Consider the following 23,390-nt stretch of genomic DNA (forward strand, 5'->3'; position numbering starts at 1 on the left):
CACACCCGCGTCATGCCCGGCATCCTACCGCCTGCCGCCCCACCGACCCAGGCGTTTCCCTGAGGACCGAGCCGGGGCGGGCGGGCCCGGTTGCAGGTGCCCGCCCCGCGCGGGTCAGGGGGTGGGTGTCTCCTGGCCTCCGGACCGGGCGTCCATGACGTCGATGAGGCGCTGCTCGGCGTCAGGACCTGGGCTGACTCCGGGCAGGCGCCACATGAGGGCGGCGCCGCCGAGCCACCAGACGAGGACCATGGACCACTCGTTGGGCCAGCTCAGGGCGGCGGGCATGCCCGGCAGGTACAGCAGGAACAGGCCGAAGGCCAGCACGAAGGCCGTGACGCCCACCGGGACGCCCGCACGGACCTTGAAGGGGCGCTCCATTTCCGGCTCGCGGCGGCGCAGGACCAGGAAGCTCACGATCACCATCAGGAAGGCGATCACGATGTTCAGCCCGCCCGCGTTGACCAGCCAGACGAGCATCGGGCGGCCGAAGAACGGGGCGAGCGTCGACAGCGTGCCGATGAACAGAACCGCGTTGGCCGGGGTGTGGAAGCGCGGGTGCAGTTCGCCGAACCAGGTCGGGAGCATCCGGGAGCGGGCCATCGCGTAGATGAGCCGGCTACCGCCGATGAGGAAGGCGTTCCAGCTGGTCAGCAAACCGGCGATACCGCCCAGGACCAGGATGTTGCCCATGGCGGTGCTGTTCCACATGGCGGCCATGGAGTCGGCGGAGGCGAGCTCGGAGCCGGCAAGGTCGGCGGTGGGCATCCCCGCGCCCGCGGTCAGCATGACCATGACGTACCAGGCGGTGGCACAGAAGACCGAGATCACCAGGAGCGTGCCCACCAGGCGGTAGGGGAGTTTGATCTCCGAGGCCGACTGCGGGATGACGTCGAAGCCCACGAACAGGAACGGGACCGCGACCAGCACCACGAACATCCCGGAGACCCCGCCGGTGAAGAGGGGTTCCATGTTCGCGGCCGAACCGCCCACGAACGAGCCGGTGAGCATGGCGGCGCCCGCCGCGAGCAGGAACAGGACCGTGATGCCCTGGAAGACGCTGGCCGGTTTGATGCCCACGTAGTTGAGCGCGGTCATCGCCGCGGCGCTGAGCACGCCGACGGCGACGAGGCTGACGTGGACGTCGTACTCGGCGATCGTCCACAGGTGGCCGACCTCGATGTTCGGGAAGATGTAGACGAGGGTCTGCGGGACGGCGACCGCTTCGAAGGCGACCACCGAGACGTAGCCCAGGACCATCGCCCAGGAGGCCACGAACGCCCCCTTGGGGCCGATGGCGCGCATGGCGTAGTGGTGCTCGCCGCCCGCGTGCGGCATGGCGGAGACGAGTTCGGCGTAGGTGAGGCCGACGAACGCCATGATGACGCCGCCGATGACGAAGGCGAGTGCGGCGCCGCCGCTGCCCGCCGCGTCGATGAAGTCGCCGGTGAGGACGATCCAGCCGAAGCCGATCATCGCTCCGAAGGCCAGGGCGAGGACGTCCGCCCTACCCAGGACCTTGACGAAACCCGGACTGGTGTTGGACATGGAGGGGGCTCCCAACGGGTCGTGCCTGTGTCGGGGGACACACGTGTGGGGGAACAAGAGAACACGTGAGGGCCCGAAGGTGAAGAGCCCCACTGTCCACAATTCCGGCGCTGGTTGTCCAGAGTGGCCAGAGTCGGGTTGTCCGTTGTGGAAAGGGCGACTGCTCCGGGACGCCGCCCGCCCGGTGGCCTCCCGGAGCCTGGTCCGGGTCTGCTCAGATGCCCTTCGGGCGGAGAGAGGGAGACCTCAGGGCGGTGTCGAGGAGTTCGGCGAAGGCGCCGATCGGGTTGCCCCAGTCGCAGTTGATGCTCTGCGAGATGACCAGCCCGCCGTCGCGCGTGCCGTAGGTGAAGCAGAAGGAGCCGTTGATGGCGCCGCCCATGCCCCAGACGGTGTCACCGCCGGCCAGGGTGAGTGAGGACATTCCCAGTCCGTAGGTGGTGTCCGGGATCGGGAGCCACTTTCCCTCCGGGGTAGGGGCAGTGGTGAACATGCGGGCCTGCTGGGCGGGCGGCAGGAGGTCGCCGCGCAGCAGAGCGGCGAAGAAGTGGTTCAGGTCGGTAGTGCTGGAGACCATGCCTCCCGCCGCCCAGGCAGCGGAGGCGTTCAACTCGGTCACGTCGTACACCGGGGCGTCGGGGGCGGAGGCGTAGAGGCGCGAGTAGTGCCGGGCGTGCGTGCCGGGGATATCTTTTTCCTCCCCCGGAACGTAGGTGGAGGTCAGCCCCAGCGGGCGGGCGAGGTGTTGTTCGACCTGTCGCGCGAACGTCTGGCCGGTGGCCCGCTCGATGATCATTCCGGCGAGGAAGTAGCCGGTGTTGCAGTAGTTCCATCCCTGGCCGGGAGAGTGTTCGGGCGGGTGGGCCAGGGCTGTGCGCACCAGTTCCTCGGGTGTGAAGGAGTCGAAGCGGTGCTCCAGGAAGCCGGGGCCGTTGAAGCGGACCAGAATGTCCTCGTCGAGGACGTAGTTGAAGAGCCCGCTGGTCATCGAGAGAAGTTGCTCGAGGGTGATCGAGCGGCCGTCGTTGCCGTTGCCGCGGACCAGGTCGGGGAGCCAGGTCTCCACGGTGTCGTCCAGGCTGAGCACCCCCTCGGCCTCCAACCGCAGGAGCAGGATCGCGGCGAAGGTCTTGGTGGTGCTGCCGATCCGGAAGCGTTCCTGGGGCAGACGCTCGCGGCCCGAACCGGTGTCGGCGAATCCGGCGGCGCCGAAGCTGCTCCGCTCACCCTGGCGGATCTGGACGGAGTAACCGGGGAAGCCCTGCTCGGCCACCGCCCGGTCCAGCACCTCTTGGACCCGCACGGGTATCGGGGCCCGTCCGGATCCGTCGGCGGAGGCAGGGCCGGTGGTCGGGCCGGGGGTGTGCGGTGTGGTGTCGGTCATCTCTGTGCTCCTCTGTCCTGGATGGGTCGGCGCGGGGCGTCGCCGGGGTCGGAGAATCTTCGGTATTACATGAACGCTAATTTGCGTTCGCGAAATCAGCAATAAAGATCGCGCAGTGCTTTAAATATGTTCAGGTCAGGGCATCAAATATTTGCGTAAGTCCTGGAAGTGAATGCAAATCCAAGATTGTTTTTGCAATGAGCTTGGGGGTTAACGCATACTGGTGCCAAACTGGCGCGGGAGGTGGCGACACCACTCGGAGAGGGGAGGAGCGGGGTGCCAGGCGGAAGGCTCGGCCAGGAGGAAAGGGAACGTATCGAGGCAGGGCTGGCCAGGGGGGCGTCCTACTCCGAGATGGCCAGGGAACTGGACAGACCGGTCTCGACAGTCACTCGGGAGATCGGGCGCAACGGAGGGGTTTCGGCCTACCGTGCGGACCGTGCTCAGGAGGCAGCGGTCAGACGGGCGCGGCGCAGAGGGGCTGCCGCGCCGAGGAAGCCGCACGTCCCCAGGGACCTGTCGGACCACGGCCGCGACCCGGAGGCCGTGCAGGAATTCCGGGAGCGTCTCGCCGCTCTCCTGGTGAAGACGGGCCTGCCCCGGCTCATGTCCAGGGTGTTGGTGTGCCTGTACACCAGCGACGCGGGGGCCCTCACCACGGCCGAACTCGTCAAGCTGTTGGGGATCAGTCCGGCGTCGGTGTCCAAGGCCGTCGGTTACCTGGAGGAACAGGAACTGCTCAGCCGTGAGCGGGTACCCGGAAGCAGAGCCGAGCGCTACATGATCGGTGAGGACGTCTGGTACCGGTCGATGATGGCCAGCGCCCGTTCCAACAGCAAGCTGGCCGAGGCAGCCGGGGAGGGGGCCCTCACCCTCGGGCTGAGCACCCCCGCAGGCGCCAGGCTGGAGGAGATGAACCGGTTCCTGTGGCACACGGGGGCCGATCTGGCCCGGGCGGCCGAACTCTGGCAGCAGTTCCCGGGCGCCGACAACAGTTCCCCCGGGGCGACCGGGCCCGGAGGGGGCCGGACCGGGCCGGGACGGGAGAGAGACAGCTGAGGAGGCGAAGGAGTCCGCGGACACACGGAGGGGCTCCGAAGCCGGTATCCCGACCCTCGGAGCCCCTCCCCGGTCGTCCTAACGCTCGGGTTCGAACCAGACCGCGCCCAGCGGCGGAAGCGTGATCTCCGCGGAGAACGGCTGGCCGTGCCACTCCTGCGGCTGGGCCTCGACCACTGCGGGCGCCTCGTACCCGGATCCGCCGAAGCGGGGGTCGTCGGAGTTGAGCACCGACGTCCACCGGCCCTCGGCGGGCAGGCCCACGCGCCAGTTCGGGCGGGGCACCGGCGAGAAGTTCACCGCGCAGGCCAGCACCGAGCCGTCCTCGCCCCGACGCAGGTAGCTGAGCGTGTTCCCCTCGTGGTCGCCGCCGTCCAGCCAGCTGAAACCGGCCGGGTCGGTGTCCAGGGACCACAGCGCCGAGCGGGGCCGGTAGGCGTCGTTGAGTGCCTTGACCAGCTTCTGGGTCCCCGCGTGGTGCTCGAACTGCAGCAGCCACCACGGCACCCCGGCCTCGTGCGACCACTCGTCGCCCTGGGCGATCTCGCCGCCCATGAACAGCAGCTGCTTACCCGGGTGCGACCACATGAACGACAGCAGCGCCCGCAGCGTGGCAGCACGCTGCCACTCGTCGCCGGGCGGCTTGTTGAACAGCGACTGCTTGCCGTGCACCACCTCGTCGTGGGACAGCGGCAGCACGTAGTTCTCGCTGTACGCGTAGACCATCGAGAACGTGATGTCGTTGTGGTGGTACTTGCGGTGGATCGGCTCCTTCTTCACGTACTCCAGGGAGTCGTGCATCCAGCCCATGTTCCACTTCAGTCCGAAACCGAGCCCGCCGTGGTCCACCGGGCTGGTCACGCCCGTGTACGCCGTGGACTCCTCGGCGATCATCGCCACGTTCGGGTTGCGCCGGTAGACCGTGGTGTTGAGCTCCTTGAGGAAGTCGATCGCCTCCAGGTTCTCCCGGCCCCCGAACATGTTCGGCTCCCACTGCCCGGAGTCCCGGGAGTAGTCCAGGTAGATCATCGAGGCCACGGCGTCCACCCGCAGGCCGTCGATGTGGAACTCCTCCAACCAGTACAGGGCGTTGGCCACGAGGAAGTTGCGCACCTCGGTCCGCCCGTAGTTGAAGATCAGCGTCCCCCAGTCCGGGTGCTCACCGCGCCGCGGGTCCGGGTGCTCGTACAGCGCCGTCCCGTCGAACCGCGCCAGCGCCCACTCGTCCTTGGGGAAGTGCGCGGGCACCCAGTCCAGGAACACCCCGATCCCGGCCCGGTGCAGCGAGTCCACCAGGTGCCGGAACTCGTCGGGTGAACCGAAGCGGGGGGTCGGCGCGTAGTACGACGTGACCTGGTAGCCCCACGAACCGTCGAAGGGGTGACCTGCCACCGGCAGGAACTCCACGTGCGTGAAGCCCATGTCGCTGACGTACTCCACCAGCTGCTCGGCCAGCTCGCGGTAGTCCAGCCCCGGCCGCCAGGAACCCAGGTGCACCTCGTAGACGCTCATCGGCGCGCGGTGCGGCTCCGAGCCCTTGCGCTCGGCCATCCACTGCTCGTCCGACCACGCGTGCTCGGAGGTGGTGACGACGGAGGCCGTCGCCGGCGGCATCTGGGTGCGCCGCGCCATCGGGTCGGCCTTGTCACGCCAGTGCCCGTCGGCGCCCAGGACCTGGAACTTGTACAGGTCGCCGTCGCCCACGCCGGGCACGAACAGCTCCCACACACCGCTGGAACCCAGGCTGCGCATCGGGTGCGCGATCCCGCTCCAGTAGTTGAAGTCGCCGATCACCCGGACCCCGCGGGCGTCCGGGGCCCAGACCGCGAAGCCCGTCCCCGAGACTTCGCCCATGGGGCCGTCGGCGGTCGTGGTGTTCGCCCCGAGGGCGCGCCACAGCTCCTCGTGGCGGCCCTCAGCGATCAGGTGCAGGTCCAGCTCGCCCACGGTGGGCGCGGTCCGGTAGGCGTCGGCCTCGATCAGTTCGGGTCCGCCCTCCTCGTAGCGGACGGCGATCCGGTAGTCCTCGGTCTTGTGCGGGAGCCGGGCGGCGAACACGCCGCGGTGGCGGTGGGTGAGCCCGACACGGGTGTTGTCCGGCAGCACGGCGTCCACCTCGACCGCACCAGGTCGCAGGACACGCAGGTCACGGCCGTGCAGACCGAGCACGGAGTGCGGGTCGTGGTGCCGGCCGTCCACCACCCGGTCGAGCTCGGCGACCAGGTCGGTGGAGATCCCGGCGGGCGTACGGGTCCGCTTGGGTGCCGCCTTCGCGGGCGCGGACTTGGCGGGTGCCGTCTTCTTCGCGGCAGGCTTCTTGGTCGCCGCCTTCGCGGGCGCGGTCTTGGCGGTGGCTGTCTTCGCGGCCGAAGCCTTGGCCGCGGGCTTCTGCTCGGCTGACTTCTTCGGGGCTGGCTTCTTCTGGGCGGGCTGCTTCCGGGTGGGCGCCTTCTTCGCCGCCGCGGGCTCCGCTGCCGCCGGTTGCTCGTCGGCTGTCGCGGACTTGTTGGTCGTGCGCGGTGACAATTCGACTCCGTGGTTGTGGTGTGCGGATGGCGGGGAGGGGCGGTGGTCAAGCAGGGGGGACGTGGAAGGCGGCCGCCGTGCGCGAACGGCGGCCGCCCCGGACTCAGCCGGGCACCCGGGGTGCGCCGGCCGCTGTGGTTCCTGATCCGGCGGTGACGCCGCTGGCCGCCGTGGCGATGGACTCCAGCGGCACCCGGAGCCAGTTGGGTCGGTTGCGCGCCTCGTACAGGACCTCGTAGACGGCCTTGTCGAACTCGAAGGCGCGCAGCACGGTCAGGTGCTTCTCCGGGTCGGCCCCGCCGCCGTCGGCGTAGCCCCGGCAGAACGCGTCCCGGTTGCGCCGGGCCCAGGCCCGCGCGGCCCACGACAGCTCAGGGTCCTCGTCCTGCCCGACCAGCAGGTACCCGGCCGCGTAGTCGAAGGAGCGCAGCATCCCGGCCACGTCCCGCAGCGGGCTCGACAGCCGCTGGCGCTCGCGCACCGGGACGGTCGGCTCACCCTCGAAGTCCAGCAGTACCCACCCGGACTCGGGCCGGATGACCTGCCCCAGGTGGTAGTCGCCGTGGATGCGCTGGATGGGCAGCGGCTCGTCCACCCTGGCGAAGTCGGCGTAGGCCTCCATCACCCGGGGCGCGTGCTCGGCCAGTTCGGGCACCTCCGCGCTGGCCATGGCCAGGCGTTCCACCATGGCGTCGGCCAGCTCGGCCGCCGCCGAGGGCGAGAGCACGTCCGTGGGCAGTGCCCGCGCCAGTGAACTGTGCACCTCGGCGGTGGTCCGCCCGAGCCGGGCGGACTCCTCGCTGAAGTCGGCCTCCGCCCCCTCCAACAGGGTCCGGACGTTCTCCGTGGCCAGCACCCACCCGTCCGTGGCGTCCGGGACGAAGGTCTGCAGCAGGGCCAGCGTGGTCGGTGTGGAGTGCCCCGAGAGGTCCGCCTCGATCCACCCGCACGGGCGCGCCACGTACGGCGAACCGGACAGCGCCATGTTCAGCTCCAGGTCCGGATTGTGCCCGGGCCAGAGCCTTCGGAAGGTCTTGAGGACGTAGTCGCGCCCGTAGACCAGCGAGGTGTTGGACTGCTCACCGGTCAGCAGGCGCCCCGGACCGCAGGCGGCCACGGTGGTGCCCGGCAGAGTGCGGAACCGTACCCTGCCGCGCCGTCCGGTGTTCTCCTGTGCGGTGAACCGTTCCAGCAGCAGCGCCGTGAGTTGCGGGTCGTGCGCGGCGTCGTAGACCACCCTGGGGCGGCCGCCCGCGACCTGGCACACGCCGATGGCGGTGCGGGCCAGGTCCGGGGGCAGGGACCGGGGCGGGCGCGAGCCGAGCAGCACCTGATAACGGGAGCTGAGGCCGCGCTGCCCCGCCTGGATGACGAGCACGTTCAGGTCGGGTCCGCCGGGGCCGGCCGAGACCAGGGTGTACCTGCTCTCGATCCGGACCTGCCGGATCGGGATCCCCTTGCCGGAGAACCATCGTTGTCGGGGTAGCCAGACTGCCAGGAGTTCTTCGAGCTGTGACATCTCAGAGAGGCCTGTATCCCTTCCCGCCACCGCCCCCGGGCCGGGTGCCGGATTTGGTGGTGGCCGTGCTTCGGTGACCGGTGTCGAAGGCGTCTCGGGTGCTGACCCCCGCCGCGGGCAGTCCGTAGGAAGGCGCGCCCTCGTGGCCTTCCTGGTGCGGTTCACGGGTGCGCTCCGGCGGGAGCTGGAACCAGTAGAAGCCGTGGCCGGGCAGGGTGAGCAGGTACGGAAGCTCACCGATCTCCGGGAATCGCACCCCGCCCACGCACTCCACCGGGTTCACCCCGGCGTAGCGGGACAGGTCGAGCTCCACGGGCTGCGGGAACTTGGAGAGGTTGTTCACGCACAGCATGCGGTCGTCGCCGTGCTCCCGGATGAACGCCAGCACGCTGGGGTTGGTGGCGTTCAGTTCGGTGAACTCCCCGGTGCCGAACACGGGGTGGCGCTTGCGGATCTGGATCATCCGGCGGGTCCAGTTCAGCAGTGAACCGGGGTTGGCGCGCTGGGACTCGACGTTGAGCGCCTGGTAGCCGTAGACCGGGTCCAGGATCAGCGGCAGGTACAGGCGGGCCGGGTCGCCGCTGGAGAACCCGGCGTTGCGGTCCGAGTTCCACTGCATGGGGGTGCGCACGGCGTCGCGGTCGCCCAGCCAGATGTTGTCGCCCATCCCGATCTCGTCGCCGTAGTACAGGACCGGCGAGCCCGGCAGGGAGAGCAGCAGCGCGGTGAAGAGCTCGATCTGGTTTCGGTCATTGTCCAGAAGCGGTGCGAGCCGCCGCCGAATCCCCACGTTCGCGCGCATGCGGGGTTCCTTGGCGTACTCGGAGTACATGTAGTCGCGCTCCTCGTCGGTGACCATCTCCAGGGTCAGCTCGTCGTGGTTGCGCAGGAAGATCGCCCACTGACAGTTGCGGGGGATCTCCGGGGTCTGGGCGAGGATCTCCGAGATCGGGAACCGCTGTTCCTGGCGTACCGCCATGAACATCCGCGGCATCAGCGGGAAGTGGAAGTTCATGTGGCACTCGTCGCCGCCGGACTCGAAGTCGCCGAAGTAGTCGACGACCTCCGAAGGCCACTGGTTGGCCTCGCTCAGCAGCACCCGGTCCGGATACAGGCGGTCCACCTCGGCGCGCACCCGCTTGAGGAACTCGTGGGTCTCCTTGAGGTTCTCGCAGTTGGTGCCCTCGCGCTCGTACAGGTAGGGCACGGCGTCCAGGCGGAACCCGTCGATGCCCAGGTCCAGCCAGTAGCGCAGGACTTCCAGGATCGCCTCCTGTACCGCCGGGTTCTCGAAGTTGAGGTCGGGCTGGTGGGAGAAGAACCGGTGCCAGTAGTACTGGCCGCGGACCTCGTCGTAGGTCCAGTTGGAGGTCTCGGTGTCCACGAAGATGATCCGGGCCTCTTCGTAGCGGTCGTCGGTGTCCGACCACACGTAGAAGTCGCCGTAGGGGCCGTCCGGGTCCTCCCGGGAGGCCTTGAACCACGGGTGCTGGTCGCTGGTGTGGTTCATGACCAGGTCGGTGATGACCCGGATGCCGCGGCGGTGCGCCTCGTCCAGGAGCTCCACGAAGTCGGCGGTGTTGCCGAACTCCGGGAGGATCTTGAAGTAGTCGGAGATGTCGTAGCCGCCGTCGCGCAGCGGTGACTCGTACATCGGCAGCAGCCAGACACAGTCGATGCCCAGCCACTGGAGATAGTCCAGTTTCTGTACGAGCCCGGCGAGGTCACCGGTGCCGTCGCCGTTGGAATCGAAGAACCCGCGGGCGAGTACCTCGTAGAAGACGGCGTGTTTGAACCAGTGGGGGTCACTGGTGCCGCCGGAGGACATGAGCGGGCCGGTGGCGGCCCCGGTGGCCGGGGCGAGCGGACCGTGTTCGGCGTGTTCGGGCGCGCCGAGTCCGGGCTCGTCGTTGCTCATCTACTGCTCCCCACCAAGAATGTTCGACGTCGGATCCACAGGCTTCGCGGGCAGGGGAGAGGGGCGGCGCTCCGGCCGGGTGCCCCCTCCTCGCCCGAGCCCGTCATCTGCCGTGGACGGTGAACACGTGCGCGGGTCCGGTCGCCGGGTCGAGGCGGACGTAGTTGTCCGCTCGCCAGGTGTATTCGCGGCCGGTCAACTCGTCGGTCACCCTGAGGTCCTCCTCCCACGTGCGGCCGATCGACGGCAGGTCCAGGTGCACCGTCGCCTCGCGGGCGTGGTGCGGGTCGAGGTTGACGACGGCGATGACGACGTCGTCGGGCTCACCGGGGGCTCCGGGGCGGTGCTTGGAGAAACAGATCAGCTCCGGCCGGTCCACGCGGTGGAAGCGCAGGTTGCGCAGCTCGTGTAGGGCCGGGTGGGCCCGGCGCAGCTCGTTCAGCCTGGTGATCAGCGGTGCGATGGTCTCGCCGGCGGCGTCGGCGGCGGCCCAGTCGCGCGGCCGGTACTCGAACTTCTCCGAGTGCAGGTACTCCTCGCTGCCCGGTGCGGCGGGTGTGTTCTCGCACAGTTCGAAGCCCGAGTAGATCCCCCAGGTGGGCGAGAGCAGCGCGGCGAGCACCGCGCGCGCCTCGAAGGCGGGGCGGCCGCCCTCCTGGAGGTAGGCGTTGAGGATGTCCGGGGTGTTGGCGAAGAAGTTCGGCCGCAGAACGTGCGCCGTCTCCCGGCTGAGCTCGGTGAGGTACTCGGTGAGCTCGTCCTTGCCGTTGCGCCAGGTGAAGTAGGTGTACGACTGGTGGAAACCGATCTGTCCCAGGGCGCGCATCATCGCGGGGCGGGTGAAGGCCTCGGCGAGGAAGAGCACGTCGGGGTCGCGCTTGGCGACGTCGGCGAGCAGGCGCTGCCAGAAGGCGACCGGCTTGGTGTGCGGGTTGTCGACGCGGAAGATCCGCACGCCGTGGTCGATCCAGTGCCGGACCACCCGCAGGCACTCCTTGTAGAGGCCCTCGAAGTCGTTGTCGAAGCAGAGCGGGTAGATGTCCTGGTACTTCTTGGGCGGGTTCTCGGCGTAGGCGATGGAGCCGTCCGCGCGCTTGCTGAACCACTCGGGGTGCTCGGCCACCCAGGGGTGGTCGGGGGAGCACTGGAGCGCCAGGTCGAGCGCGATCTCCAGGCCGTGCTCGGCAGCCTCGGAGACGAAGGCGTCGAAGTCGGCGAGGGTGCCCAGTTCCGGGTGGACGGCGTCGTGGCCCCCGTCGGCCGACCCGATCGCCCATACCGAGCCGGGGTCGCCCGGTCCGGCCTGGAGCGTGTTGTCGCGACCCTTGCGGTGGGTCTTTCCGACCGGGTGGATCGGCGGCAGGTAGACGACGTCGAAGCCCATGTCGGCGATGGCCGGAAGGCGTTTGGCGGCGGTGGTGAAGGTGCCGGAGACCTCCTGGCCGGGGGCGGTGTCGATCTGGGCGCCCTCCGAGCGGGGGAAGAACTCGTACCAGGAACCGAAGAGGGCGCGTTCGCGGTGGACCGCGACCTTGGTGCGCTTGGACCTGGTGACCAGCTCGCGCAGGGGTTTGCCTTCCATCGTCGCCAGGACCTCATCGGTGACGGCGGCCGCGAAGCGTTCCAGGGGGGTGCGGGAGGTGTCGCGCAGCGTCTTGGCCGCGCTGGTCAGGGCGGGGGTGCGGGGGACACGGCGACCGGCGCGGGCCAGCAGTCGGGCGCCCTCCTCCAGCACGAGTTCGGTGTCGGTGTCCAGGGGCAGTTTCACCCGGGCGACGTGGAGCCAGGTGGTGAAGGGCTCGCTCCAGGACTCGACCGAGAACGACCAGTTTCCCTCGCGGGGCAGGCTGATCTCGGCCTCGTAGCGGTCGGTTCCGGGGGCCTTCTCGCGCATGGGGACCAGGGCCTCGCGGCGGCCCTTGGGGGAGTGGACGACCACGCCCGCGGCGAGGGAGTCATGGCCCTCGCGGATCACGGTGGCGCCCACGGTGAAGCGTTCTCCGGGAACGGCTTTCACCGGACCGAGGTCGTTGTCTGGAGAGATATCGAGGATGGGCAGTCGTCCGATCACTGGCTACACCGTAATTGTCGTGGTTCGGGCGTTATGAGGTAACACGCTGCGAGGCGCGTGCGGAAATAATCGGAAGTTAATCCAACGCAAGGCGGAGTTAACGGAGAGCTGGAACAGAAACTGTCCAGATTGCGGCTTCGGTGCCCTCCACTGTCTATCGTCAGGCCTCTAGTGGGGTTTGGCGGAGTGCCGGGGCCGAATAATTAATGTGATCCTCATCACACTAGGCGCAAGTGCAAAGACCTGGTATTTGCCTGGATTCTCCCCAGCGAACCTCTCAAAACGGGCATAAGGCAACCCTTGATTCAGGGGCCTCTGCGGTTGTTTTGGGATCGCCCTTCATGAAAAGTCGGAAAATTCCAGTCGGATGTTGGTGGGGGTGTTGGGATGGGTAGGGATGACCGAATGCACCCCGCGGGCGCGGGGCCGTATTCCGGACATCCCCTTGTGTCCGATGGAACCTCGTGCGTTGCATTGGCCCCATATTCGGTCGCTCTGTCGTTGGGGTGGTCGAGTTCGTTGGCCAACTCATCTTGATGTCAAGAAATAAGCCGGTGGGTTTCAGGTGATGCGCCCGCGCGTGCGGCACTTGGGCGATCTGAGAGCTTTGCCGTGGATTGAGGAAGCTTTTCGGTGACACGCCCGATTTGACGGAGTCCCCTTTGCGCGCGCCCTGCGAGGGTGGTCGATGGAGTGGCCGCCCCCGTGGGGCGGCCCGCGCACGACGTAGGGGGACGACGTGAGCGAAGCGAGCCAGGGAGGCCTGGGAGGGTCTTCCATGAAGGGGTTCCGGGGCCGGTTCCGGGGGATCCTGGAAGAAGTCGACCGGAAACGCGACGCACGCGGCACGGTCCTGCGGCTGTCGGGGCTCGGGGTCGTCGCCGGACTCCTGTCAGCGGCCCTGGTCATGCCCTGGGCGGGCAGCACCGGACTGGTCGCCAGGGACGCGGCGGCCAGCTTCATGGCTCTGCCCGGCGACATCGAGGTACCGCACCTGTCCTCGCGCATCCTGCTCACCACCGACGACGGGACACCCTTCGCGGAGGTCGCCGAACGCGAGCGCGAGGTCATCGGCCTCGACGAGATCAGCCCGTGGGCGACCAAGGCCCTCATGGCGATCGAGGATGACCGTTTCTACGAACACAGCGGCCTGGACCTGCGCGGTGTGCTGCGCGCCGCGACCCGTACCGCCCAGGGCGATATGCAGGGCGGTTCGACCATCACCCAGCAGTACGTGAAGAACCTGCTCATCGAGACAGCCGAGAACGAGGAACAGGTCGAGGAGGCCAGCGCCCGGACCCTGGGCCGCAAGCTCACCGAGCTGCGCTACGCCATCGACATCGAGGAACGCCTCACCAAGGACGAGATCCTGGAGGGCTACCTCAACCTGTCCTACTTCGGCGCGGGCGCGCACGGGATCGAGGTCGCGGCCAAGCGGTACTTCTCCGTCTCCGCCGCCGACCTGGACCCCGGACAGGCCGCACTGCTGGCCGGGCTGGTGCGCGGGCCCTCGTTCTACGACCCGCTCAACAACCCCGAGGACGCGCTGGAGCGCCGCAACCTCGTGCTGGACCGGATGGTCGCCACCGAGATGCTCAGCGCCGAGGAGGCCGCCGAGCACAAGGTGAAGGATCTGGGGATCGACGCCACCCCGCGCGGCGGCAGCTGTTCCGAGAGCGACTACCCGTTCTACTGCGACTACGTCATGCGCTGGCTGCGCGGCTCGGACCTGCTCGGAGAGACAGTCGACGAGCGCGACCAGCGCCTGGTCCAGGGCGGGTTCACCGTGCGGACCGCGCTCGACGCCGCCGCCCAGGACGCCGCCCAGGAGGCCATCGACAAGCGGGTCCCGCACGAGGACTCCACGAAGTTCGCGGCCCAGGCGCTGATCGAGCCCGGCTCCGGCCGGGTGCGCGGCCTGGCGCAGAACCTGCGCTATGGGTTCGACGACGAACAGGTCGGCACGACCTCCATCAACCTGTCCGTGGACCGGGCCGACGGCGGCTCCACCGGCTTCCAGGCCGGGTCGACCTTCAAGACCTACACGCTGGCCGCGGCCCTGGAGAAGGGCATGGGGTACGGCACCAGCTTCAACTCGCCCAAGAGCATGTCGGTCAGCGGCATGGCCAACTGTGAGGGCGGCACGATGGCCTCGTGGAACGTCCGCAACGCCGGGGAGAGCGACGAGGGCGGCCACAACATGATCAGCGCGACCAAGGGGTCGGTGAACACCTACTTCGCCCAGCTCCAGAAGCGCGTGGGCCTGTGCGCCACCGCGAAGATGGCCGAGAAGGCCGGGGTGCACCGCGCCGACGGTGAAGAGCTGGGGGTGTGGAGCTCCTTCACCCTCGGTGACCAGGAGGTGTCCCCGCTGAACGTGGCCGCCTCCTACGCGACCTTCGCCGCGCGCGGCGAGTACTGCGAGCCCTACCCGGTCCGTACGGTGACCGACGACGGCAGCGGTGAGGAGCTCGAGGCCAGCACCCGGTGCGAGCAAACCGTCAAGCAGGAGGCCGCGGACGGGGTCAACCACCTGCTGCAGCAGACCTTCAACGGCGGTACCGCCAACGGCCTGGGGCTGGGCCGTCCTGCCGCGGGCAAGACGGGTACGACCGACAGCGCCGCCTACGCCTGGTTCGCCGGGTACACGCCCAACCTGGCCTCGGCCGTGGTGGTGGGCGACGTGCGCGGCGGTGAGCAGAACCCGCTGCAGGGCGTGACGATCGGCGGCCGCTACTACGGCATCGTCTACGGCGGCACCCTGCCCGGCCCGATCTGGCAGGAGACCATGCGCGGAGCCACCGCGGGGCTGGAGGCCGAGAGCTTCGCCGGTTCGCCGAGCTCCTTCGGCGACCCGGACGCCGCACCGCCCAAGGAGAAGGAGGACGACTCCGACTCCGACGCCTAGATGTACTGACCACGGGGGCTGATAACGGCCCCGGTGCTGGGATCAGGGCCGTCACTGGGCGGAACCTCCAAGTAAGGACAAGGAGGGCTGTGGGTTGAAAACATCCCACAGCCCTCCTTGTTGCCTCATAATGGAGTGATTCCGACAGGGGAGCGCGTGAGCGCTGAGAGTGCGGCACCCGGCCGCAGACCCTTACACACCTGATCTGGGTCATGCCAGCGAAGGAAGTCGTAGGAAACCGTCACCGTGCGCGCGTCCCCGTGCGCACAGGTGGCGCTCTTGGCCACATGGGCCCTCGTCACCTCCGACGAAGGGACTTGACCAGCATGAGTACCGAAAGCGGTCGCGAGACCGGCCCCGATCAGACCAGCACCGAGCGGATCGGGTTCGTCCAGGGCGTCCAGGCCGGACTGCGGAGCTGGCGCACCGTCGACATCGTCGTGGCCGCCGTGATCGGCGTCGCCGTGGGCGTCGTCTTCTGGCTGTGGAACATCGTCTGGTCGGTCACCACCCCGCTGTTCGTCGCCTTCCCGCCCGGGCAGGCCGTCGTCTACGGCATGTGGCTGATCTCCGGCGTGCTCGGCGGCCTCATCATCCGCAAGCCCGGGGCCGCCCTGCTCACCTCGATCGCGGCCGCCTCGGTCTCCGCGGTCCTGGGCACCCAGTGGGGCATGCAGGTCATCCTGGACGGTGCCCTCCAGGGCATCCTGCCCGAGCTGGTCTTCCTCGCCTTCGCCTACAAGCGCTGGAACATGGGCGTGGCCGTGCTCGCGGCCGCTGTCGCCGGTCTGTCCCCGGCCCTGCGCGACAACATCGTGTACAACGTCACCTGGCCGCTGCACTACCAGCTGACCTACGGGGTGATCGTGGTGATCAGCGCCGCGCTCATCGCCGGTGTGGGCGCGCGCCTGCTCACCACCGCGCTGGCCAGGTCCGGCGCACTGGCTCCCTTCCCGTCGGCCAAGGGCTGACCCGTGGCCGCACCGAACACACGCGGCGGGAGCGGTGCGAGCCCGGGGAGCGGAGCGCGGGTGGAGCTGTCCGGCTGGGGTTGGAAGCACTCCGGCCGCGACACCCACGCTCTGCGCGGGGTGGACCTGACCATCGAACCCGGGGAGCGGGTGCTGCTGCTCGGCGCCTCTGGCGCGGGCAAGTCCACCCTGCTGCACTCCCTGGCCGGGCTCACCGGTGAGGACGCCGCCATCAGCGGCGACCACGAGGGATCGCTGCTGGTGGACGGTGAGCCCGCGAACCGGAGCCGGGGCGGGGTCGGGCTGGTCAGCCAGGACCCCGAGACCCAGCTCGTGATGGCCCGGGCCGGGGACGACGTCGCCTTCGGCCTGGAGAACCTGGGCGTGGACCCGGAGCTGATCTGGCCGCGGGTCGAGGCGTCCCTGGACGAGGTCGGCTTCCCCTACGGGCTCCGGCACTCCACCGGCGCCCTGTCCGGCGGCGAGAAGCAGCGCCTGGTCATCGCGGGGGCGCTGGCCATGCGGCCACGCCTGCTGCTGCTGGACGAGCCCACCGCCAACCTCGACCCGGCCGGGGCCCAGCTGGTCCGCGCGTTGCTCGCCCGGCTGCTCGCCGAGACCGAGGCGACGCTGGTGCTGGTCGAGCACCGGGTCGCCGAGGTCGTGGAGATGGTGGACCGGGTCGTGGTGGTCGAGCCCGGCGGCGGCGTGATCGCCGACGGCACCCCGGGAGCGGTGTTCGCGGAGCACGGACGTTCGCTGGCCGCCCAGGGCGTGTGGATCCCCGGGAACGAACCCGACCCCGGGCTCCCACCCGCCCCCGGCGGGGCGCCCCTGGTGGAGACCGTGGACGTCACCGCGCGCACCCCCTTCCAGGTGGGCGTGCGGGCCGCGCCCCGCAGGGTGGTCCTCGAGGACGTGAACGTGGCGCCGGCCGCCGGAACGGCCACCGCCCTGACCGGTCCCAACGGCGCGGGCAAGTCCACACTGCTCACCATGCTGGCCGGGCTGAGCAAGCCGTACCGGGGCCGGGTGCTGCCGCGCGGACCGCTGGCCCAGGCGGACCGGCGACCGCTCGTGCGCTGGCCCGCCCGCCGCCTGGCCCGGCACGTGGGCACGGTCTTCCAGCACGCGGAGGACCAGTTCGTCACCCCCACCGTGCGCGACGAACTCCGCTTCGCGCCGTTGCGCGCGGGGATGGGCGAGCACGCGACCGACGCCTGGGTGGGCGAGCTGATGGAGCGGCTGCGGCTGACCCGGCTGGCCGACGTGCACCCCTACACGCTCTCCGGCGGGGAGAAGCGGCGCCTGTCCGTGGCCACCGCGCTGAGTTCGGGCCCCTCGCACGCCCCGGACGTGCTGGTCCTGGACGAGCCGACCTTCGGTCAGGACACCCGCACCTGGACGGAGCTGGTGGAGCTGCTGGGCGCGCTGCGGGCCGAGGGCCGTGCCGTGGTCATGGCCACCCACGACCAACTGCTCCTGCGCCATCTGACGGACGTACGCGTGCGGGTGGCGGACGGGCGGGCGGTCCAGTACGACCAGGGTTCGGGCAAGCGGGCCGCCTCCGACGCGGTACGAGAGGGGAAGGCGTGAGGGCGGCACACGACACTCGCGGGACGAGCGGGGACACGCTCACCCTGGACGTGCCCGAGGCCGGGGGAGCCCGCTACTGGCTGACCGGTCTGAACCCGGCGGCCAAGCTGCTGGCCGCGCTGGCGATCGGGATCGGGCTGATCCCGGCGGTGGACGCCGTCACGGGCGGCGTGGTGCTCTTCGTGGTGCTGCTGACCGTACCGTTCAGCGGCGTGGACCGGCGCACCCTGCTCGTGCTGGGCGGGCCCTTCCTGCTGATGGGGCTCAGCAGCGGAGCGGTCAACTACCTGTACGGCGAGCACGGGCTGGAGGGTGCGGTGGGCGCCGCGGTGCGCCTGCTGGCCATCGCCCTGCCGGGGCTGCTCGCGGCGGTCAGCAGCGACCCCACGGAGATGTCCGACGGGCTCGTGCAGCGGCTCAGGGTGCCCGAACGCCCCGCCATGGGCGTCCTCGCGGCGCTGCGGCTCATCCCGCTGCTCGCCGACCAGTGGCGGACCATCACGCTCGCCCGCCGGGCCCGCGGGCTGGAGGCCGGACGCAACCCGTTCCGGATCGTCTCGCTGTTCTTCGGGCGGCTGTTCGCGCTGCTGGTGCGCTCCATCCGCACCGGAACCCTGCTGGCCACGGCGATGGACGCGCGCGCCTTCGGCACCGGGAAGCGTACCCACGCCCGGTACAGCCACTGGCGCGGGGCCGACACCCTGCTGCTCGCGGGCACCGCCCTGCTACTGGTCGGCGCCTACGCGCTGTCCGCGCGGCTGGGGACCCTGGTGCTGCTGTTCGGCTGACCCGGGTGATAGGTAAGCAACTGACACTGACGTCGAAGTGAAGAAGGTGTGCAACGTGGGCGAGTTCGTGCGCGTCGAGGCCGACCCGGAGAACCCCGGTGTGGCCGTCATCCGGATCGACCGGCCCAAGGCGCTGAACGCGCTGAACGGCCAGGTCACCCAGGAGATCGCGGAGGCGGCCGCGGCCGTGTCCGCCGACCCTGCCGTGCGCGCGGTGGTGCTCTACGGCGGTGAGCGGGCGTTCGTGGCCGGGGCCGACATCAAGGAGATGGCCGACCTCACCCACGCGCGGATGCTGGAGTACTCGCGGTCGCTGCAGAACGCCCTGACGGCGGTCGCCCGCATCCCCAAGCCGGTGGTCGCGGCGATCAGCGGCTACGCGCTGGGCGGCGGCTGCGAGCTGGCGCTGTGCGCGGACTTCCGGGTCGCGGGCACCAAGGCCAAGCTCGGCCAGCCCGAGATCCAGCTGGGCGTCATCCCGGGTGCGGGCGGTACCCAGCGCCTGCCGCGCCTGGTGGGCCCGGCCAAGGCCAAGGACCTGGTGTTCAGCGGTCGGCACGTGCGTTCGGACGAGGCCAGGCAGATCGGCCTCGTGGACGAGGTCGTGGCCGACGAGGAGGTCTACTCGGCCGCCGTCGCCCTGGTCGCCAAGTACGTCGACGGCCCGGCCGTGGCGCTGGCCGCCGCCAAGGAGGCCATCGACCGCGGGATGGAGACCGACCTGGACACCGGTCTGGAGATCGAGCGCCTGCACTTCTCCGGGCTGTTCTCGACCGAGGACCAGGAGGCCGGGATGCGCAGCTTCGTGGAGCAGGGGCCGGGCAAGGCCACCTTCAACGGCCGCTGAGGCCGGTCGGCCCACAGCGTCCCCGAGGAGGCTCGTGACGGCCGTTCACGCAGTTCGAGGCGGGTAGTGTCGGGACGTTCGCCCCGGCGCCCCGCCTCGTTCTTCCGTTGCGGTTTGCTGTCCTTTGTAATCGCTTTGACTTTTTGTCGCGTTAAGTGGTGATACGGGACACTGGGAAGACGTCCGGAACCGGCCAGCCAGGACGAGGAGCGGGGAACCGCTCGCGCGGTTTTTCCGTCATACTCGACACTGGTCGTCCGAGAACGGACGGTTCGCTCGGAGCCCCCGGTGGCGTGCGTCGCGCCCACTCTCTCCGGCGGGACCGAACAGACCACACGGGCCCCTCGGAGGGGCCACACAAGCCAATGTTGACCCATCCCCCGGCCGATAAGCTGGACGTGGTGGTATGTGGTCTTTTGAGGGGATGAGTTCTCGATGGCAATGTCGGCAGGTTTCCCCACGGGTGAAGAGCTGCCGGAGCGCATCGGCCACTACGTGATCCGTCGTCGCATCGGTGCCGGCGGGATGGGCGTGGTGTACCAGGCCGAGGACCCCCGGACCGAACAGTTCGTCGCGGTGAAGGTCCTCAAGCCCGAGGTCGCCGGAGACCACATCGCACGCGCCCGGCTCGCCCGCGAGGTCGAGACGATGCGCCGTGTGCAGAGCCCCAACGTGGCCGAGGTCATCGACGCGGACACCCAGGCCGAGCTGCCCTGGGTGGTCACCGAGTACATCCCCGGGCCCACCCTGGACGCCACCGTCACCGACCACGGACCCCTGCGCGGCCGCGCTCTGACCCGCTTCGTCACCGGTATGGCCCGAGCGATCAAGGACATCCACGCGGTAGAGGTGATCCACCGCGACCTCAAGCCCGGCAACGTGATCATCTCCAACGGCGAGCCGATCGTCATCGACTTCGGCATCGCGCACGCCGTGGACGGCGCCAAGCTGACCCAGACCGGCACGTTCGTCGGCACGCCCAGCTACCTGTCCCCGGAGGTCATCGAGGGCACGGACCTGGGCCCGGCCACCGACGTGCACGCCTGGGGCGGCACCGTCGCCTTCGCCTCGACCGGGCGCCCGCCCTACGGGGCCGGTTCGTTCGAGGTCATCTTCTTCCGGATCCTCAACGGCGAGATCGACATGGACGGGATGCACGAGGCCCTGCGCCCGCTCGTCAACCGCGCCGTCTCCCGGGACATGTCGGCCCGTCCGACCGCCGCGGAGCTGATGGTCGAGACCGGACGCCTCAACCTCGACCTGCCCTGGACCGAGACCCCCGGCACGCCGCCGTCCACCGGGGAGACCGGCAAGCACACCATGCAGGCCCCCGCTCCGACTCAGAGCCCCGCCGCCTCGGGCGGCCGCGGCGGCGGCCCCGGTCGGGGCGGAGCCGCCGCGGCGGGTGCCGCGGGCGCCGTGCTCGGCGGTGCGGGGGGCTACCTCGCGGGCAGGGCCTCCGAAGGCTGGGGTCCCGCGCACACGCGTGGCGGCGTGCCCAACACCTCGAGCGCCTGGGGCAGCCCCTCGGCTCCCCAAACCAGTCACACCCAGTCCGGGGGGCACACCAGCCACGCCCGGTCCGGTGGCTGGGGTTCGGCCGACGACGAGGCCACCGATGACCTGAGCGGCGGGCGGCCCGCCGGCACCGGCTCGGGCTGGGGCTCGGCCGACGACGAGGCCACGAACGATCTCAGCGGCGGGCGGCCCGCCGGCACCGGCTCGGGCTGGGGGCAGGACGACGAGGCCACCGATGACCTGAGCGGCGGGCGCGCCACCGGCTGGGGATCCGCCGACGAGGACGCCACGGACGACCTCAGCGGAGCGCGTTCCACCGGATACGGCCAGCCCTCGGGCGGCGCGAACGTCACCGGCGGCGGTCGGGCCACCGGCTGGGGTCAGGACGACGAGGCCACCGATGACCTGAGCGGCGGGCGCGCCACCGGCTGGGGCCACGACGACGAGGCCACCGACGACCTGTCCAACATGGCCGGGACCGAGCGGATCACCCCCGGCTCCCCGAGCGACCTCGACGACCCCCAGGGCACTCAGCGGATCCAGCCCGTCCAGGACGACGTGCGGGGTACCCAGCGGATCAACCCGGGCGACCTGGCCCGGCAGGACCCGGCCGGGACCATGATGATGGGACCCGCCGAGACCGGACGCCACCAGCGCGACCAGGGTGAGCCGGAGGGCCCCGCGCACACCCAGTTCTTCAACTCCCCGCTGGACCCGAACGCCTTCCAGGACATCCTGACCCCGGTCGGCCGGGACAACCGGTCGAACAACACGCAGGAGTTCGACGAGGACGACTACCAGGAGCGCGGCGGCCTGCTCGGACGCTTCAGGCGCGGTAGTACCGACAAGTTCGGCGACTACTTCCGCGGCGACGGCCACGGCGGCGAGTACGACGAGTACGAGGACGACGAGTACTACGACGAGTACTGGCGGATGCACCCGCTGGTGCTCATCCCGATCATGCTCGCCCTGGCCGGTGTGGCCCTGTGGTTCCCGTGGATCGGTATCTTCCTCGGCATCGTCGTCATCGCCGGCCTGAGCGCGCTGGACGTGGTCAAGTCCGAGCACGCGCGACGCCTCCAGACGCGGGGCCCGAAGAGCTCCGACAACATGGTGGTGGTGCTCAGCTTCCCCTGGGCCTTCGGCCGGATGGCGCTGCGCACGGTCGGGTTCGGACTGATCTACCTGCTGGGCGGCATCCTCATCGGGATGGTCTACGCGACGATCGTGGACGCGCCGGGGGAGGGCGCCAACTACACGGCTGCCTTCGCGGTGTTCGTGATGATCCTGCTGAGCTACATCATGCCCAGCGGGCGTGAGGCTCGTCACCAGGCGGTCTGGATGGTGGAGCGGATCAAGTTCACCAACCTGTACGTGTACGCGGGCGTGGTGATCGCCGTCATCCTGTTCATGATGCTGATCCTGTCGACGGGTCTCACCTCGGCGCCGATCTGGACCACGGGCGGGCCCGGCGGCCCGTCGGACTGGCTCAACAACTAGGCAGGTACTCGGCCACCGGGCGCGAGCTGCGCGGACGCTCCTTCTCCCGCCGGGAGGGGGAGCGTCCGGCGTTTGGGGCGGTGCGCCAGCGAACGGCGTGTGTCCTGTCACTAAAGTGGGAGGCGGGGGCACCGCGCCCCGGCCGGTCGACGGCTGGTAGTACCTGGTTGTCGCCGTAGCGGCGGCCCGGCGACGGCCGCCGAGCACGTTTTGGTTAGGGTTTCCTAAGTTGAATGTGGGGGCGCGGGTTGGCCTTCAAGCTACTTGTGAGTAACATAAGTGTTATGAGCACATGAGCGGGGCGGCTGTAGACGTGTACACCGGACCCGCCGTCGGATGGCCGAACGGCATTCGGCATTGTTGGCAGTAACGGGGCGCGCCAGCGCCCACCCGCCTGACGGCGGCTATGGGAGTGCAGGGAGGTCGGCCACCGGCCATGAATATTGTCGTTTTGGTCAAGCAGGTCCCGGACACGGCGACCGAACGGAAGCTCAACGCCGATGACAAGACGCTGGACCGCGCAGCGTCCGACGGCGTCATCAACGAGCTCTGCGAGTACGCCATCGAAGAGGCGCTCCTTCTCAAGGAGAAGCACGGCGGCGAGGTCACCATCCTGACGATGGGCCCGGACCAGGCCACGGACTCGATCCGCAAGGCCCTGTCCATGGGTGCCGACAAGGCCGTCTTCGTCAACGACGACGCGCTGCACGGCTCCGACGCCGTCCAGTCCGCCTACGCGCTCGCGCAGGCCCTGGGCACGCTCGAGTTCGACCTGGTCGTCCTCGGCTCGGAGTCCACCGACGCCCGCACCGGTGTCATGGGTGCCGCGCTCGCCGAGTACCTCGGCCTGCCCCAGCTCACGCTGGCCGGCAAGGTCGACGTCGACGGCAGCGCCATCAAGATCCAGCGTCAGACCGACTACGGTTACGACGTGGTCGAGGCTCAGCTCCCGGCGGTCGTCTCCGTCGTGGAGAAGATCAACGAGCCGCGCTACCCGTCCTTCAAGCTGATCATGCAGGCGAAGAAGAAGCCGGTCGACAAGAAGTCCGCGGCCGACGCGGGCATCGACACCGGCAAGGTCGGTCTGGCCAACGCCACCACCGAGACCGTCGACTTCGCCGCCGCGCCGCCGCGCGCCGCGGGCACGATCGTCAAGGACGAGGGCGACGGCGGCACCAAGGCCGCCGACTTCCTCGCCGAGAAGAAGTTCGTGTAGGTCAGGCGAGAGACTCAGGAA

At 69.7% G+C, this 23,390-nt stretch carries 14 protein-coding genes and 1 riboswitch; of the genes, 8 read left to right on the forward strand and 6 right to left on the reverse strand.

The annotated features are described in order from the left end of the window. Nucleotides 1-114: 114 nt before the first annotated feature. Both NE857_RS07415 and NE857_RS07420 read right to left on the reverse strand, forming a co-directional pair. The gene (locus NE857_RS07415) at nucleotides 115-1,548 is read right to left on the reverse strand and encodes an APC family permease (protein ID WP_254420320.1); all 1,434 of its coding nucleotides are present in this window, start codon (nucleotides 1,546-1,548) and stop codon (nucleotides 115-117) included. A gap of 214 nt (nucleotides 1,549-1,762) precedes the next feature. Next, nucleotides 1,763-2,932: a serine hydrolase domain-containing protein gene (locus NE857_RS07420; RefSeq protein WP_254420321.1), complete on the reverse strand. Its 1,170-nt coding sequence runs from the start codon at nucleotides 2,930-2,932 to the stop codon at nucleotides 1,763-1,765. Between the two features lie 276 nt (nucleotides 2,933-3,208). Between NE857_RS07420 and NE857_RS07425 the strand changes: the two genes are divergently transcribed. Beyond that, entirely contained in the window at nucleotides 3,209-3,991 is a 783-nt protein-coding gene (locus NE857_RS07425) for a GbsR/MarR family transcriptional regulator (protein WP_254420322.1), read from the forward strand. 78 nt (nucleotides 3,992-4,069) lie between these two features. Here the strand turns inward: NE857_RS07425 and glgB are convergent, their stop codons facing one another. From glgB to NE857_RS07445, 4 genes are all read right to left on the reverse strand, one after another. Continuing rightward, complete coding sequence (gene glgB, locus NE857_RS07430) at nucleotides 4,070-6,214, reverse strand: 1,4-alpha-glucan branching protein GlgB (RefSeq protein WP_425572004.1); 2,145 nt, start codon at nucleotides 6,212-6,214, stop codon at nucleotides 4,070-4,072. A gap of 406 nt (nucleotides 6,215-6,620) precedes the next feature. Next, nucleotides 6,621-8,036: a maltokinase N-terminal cap-like domain-containing protein gene (locus tag NE857_RS07435; RefSeq protein WP_254420323.1), complete on the reverse strand. Its 1,416-nt coding sequence runs from the start codon at nucleotides 8,034-8,036 to the stop codon at nucleotides 6,621-6,623. 1 nt (nucleotide 8,037) lies between these two features. Next, complete coding sequence (gene treS, locus NE857_RS07440) at nucleotides 8,038-9,954, reverse strand: maltose alpha-D-glucosyltransferase (protein WP_254420324.1); 1,917 nt, start codon at nucleotides 9,952-9,954, stop codon at nucleotides 8,038-8,040. Nucleotides 9,955-10,057: 103 nt separating this feature from the next. Continuing rightward, entirely contained in the window at nucleotides 10,058-12,025 is a 1,968-nt protein-coding gene (locus tag NE857_RS07445) for an alpha-1,4-glucan--maltose-1-phosphate maltosyltransferase (protein ID WP_254420325.1), read from the reverse strand. A 778-nt stretch (nucleotides 12,026-12,803) separates the two neighbouring features. On the opposite strand from NE857_RS07445, the gene NE857_RS07450 reads away from it, so the two are divergent. The 7 genes from NE857_RS07450 to NE857_RS07480 all read left to right on the forward strand — a co-directional run bounded on the left by NE857_RS07450 (nucleotide 12,804) and on the right by NE857_RS07480 (nucleotide 23,369). Then, nucleotides 12,804-14,933, forward strand: coding sequence for a transglycosylase domain-containing protein (locus NE857_RS07450; RefSeq protein ID WP_254420326.1), 2,130 nt, complete (start codon nucleotides 12,804-12,806; stop codon nucleotides 14,931-14,933). 136 nt (nucleotides 14,934-15,069) lie between these two features. Continuing rightward, a riboswitch (TPP riboswitch) is annotated at nucleotides 15,070-15,177 on the forward strand. An 82-nt stretch (nucleotides 15,178-15,259) separates the two neighbouring features. Continuing rightward, on the forward strand, nucleotides 15,260-15,904 hold the full coding sequence (locus NE857_RS07455; RefSeq protein ID WP_254420327.1) for an ECF transporter S component: 645 nt from the start codon (nucleotides 15,260-15,262) through the stop codon (nucleotides 15,902-15,904). 3 nt (nucleotides 15,905-15,907) lie between these two features. Next, nucleotides 15,908-17,500 carry an ABC transporter ATP-binding protein gene (locus tag NE857_RS07460; protein ID WP_254420328.1) on the forward strand — a complete coding sequence of 531 codons (1,593 nt, stop codon included), beginning with the start codon at nucleotides 15,908-15,910 and terminating at the stop codon, nucleotides 17,498-17,500. Then, entirely contained in the window at nucleotides 17,497-18,288 is a 792-nt protein-coding gene (locus NE857_RS07465; protein ID WP_254420329.1) for an energy-coupling factor transporter transmembrane component T family protein, read from the forward strand. Before NE857_RS07460 ends, NE857_RS07465 begins: the two co-directional genes overlap by 4 nt. Before the next feature lie 37 nt (nucleotides 18,289-18,325). After that, nucleotides 18,326-19,135: an enoyl-CoA hydratase/isomerase family protein gene (locus NE857_RS07470; protein WP_254420330.1), complete on the forward strand. Its 810-nt coding sequence runs from the start codon at nucleotides 18,326-18,328 to the stop codon at nucleotides 19,133-19,135. A 441-nt stretch (nucleotides 19,136-19,576) separates the two neighbouring features. Next, entirely contained in the window at nucleotides 19,577-22,153 is a 2,577-nt protein-coding gene (locus NE857_RS07475) for a protein kinase domain-containing protein (protein WP_435873530.1), read from the forward strand. Nucleotides 22,154-22,589: 436 nt separating this feature from the next. After that, on the forward strand, nucleotides 22,590-23,369 hold the full coding sequence (locus NE857_RS07480) for an electron transfer flavoprotein subunit beta/FixA family protein (protein ID WP_184370171.1): 780 nt from the start codon (nucleotides 22,590-22,592) through the stop codon (nucleotides 23,367-23,369). Nucleotides 23,370-23,390: the final 21 nt, after the last annotated feature.

The sequence above is a fragment of the Nocardiopsis exhalans genome, assembly GCF_024134545.1.
Taxonomy (GTDB): Bacteria; Actinomycetota; Actinomycetes; order Streptosporangiales; family Streptosporangiaceae; genus Nocardiopsis; species Nocardiopsis exhalans.

Excerpts from the sequence above, each read along its gene's own strand:
- NE857_RS07475 (WP_435873530.1), top strand. The coding sequence starts at position 19,577 with ATGTCGGCAGGTTTCCCCACGGGTGAAGAGCTGCCGGAGCGCATCGGC.
- NE857_RS07435 (WP_254420323.1), bottom strand. The coding sequence starts at position 8,036 with ATGTCACAGCTCGAAGAACTCCTGGCAGTCTGGCTACCCCGACAACGA.
- NE857_RS07480 (WP_184370171.1), top strand. The coding sequence starts at position 22,590 with ATGAATATTGTCGTTTTGGTCAAGCAGGTCCCGGACACGGCGACCGAA.
- NE857_RS07450 (WP_254420326.1), top strand. The coding sequence starts at position 12,804 with ATGAAGGGGTTCCGGGGCCGGTTCCGGGGGATCCTGGAAGAAGTCGAC.
- treS (WP_254420324.1), bottom strand. The coding sequence starts at position 9,954 with ATGAGCAACGACGAGCCCGGACTCGGCGCGCCCGAACACGCCGAACAC.
- NE857_RS07415 (WP_254420320.1), bottom strand. The coding sequence starts at position 1,548 with ATGTCCAACACCAGTCCGGGTTTCGTCAAGGTCCTGGGTAGGGCGGAC.
- NE857_RS07420 (WP_254420321.1), bottom strand. The coding sequence starts at position 2,932 with ATGACCGACACCACACCGCACACCCCCGGCCCGACCACCGGCCCTGCC.
- NE857_RS07455 (WP_254420327.1), top strand. The coding sequence starts at position 15,260 with ATGAGTACCGAAAGCGGTCGCGAGACCGGCCCCGATCAGACCAGCACC.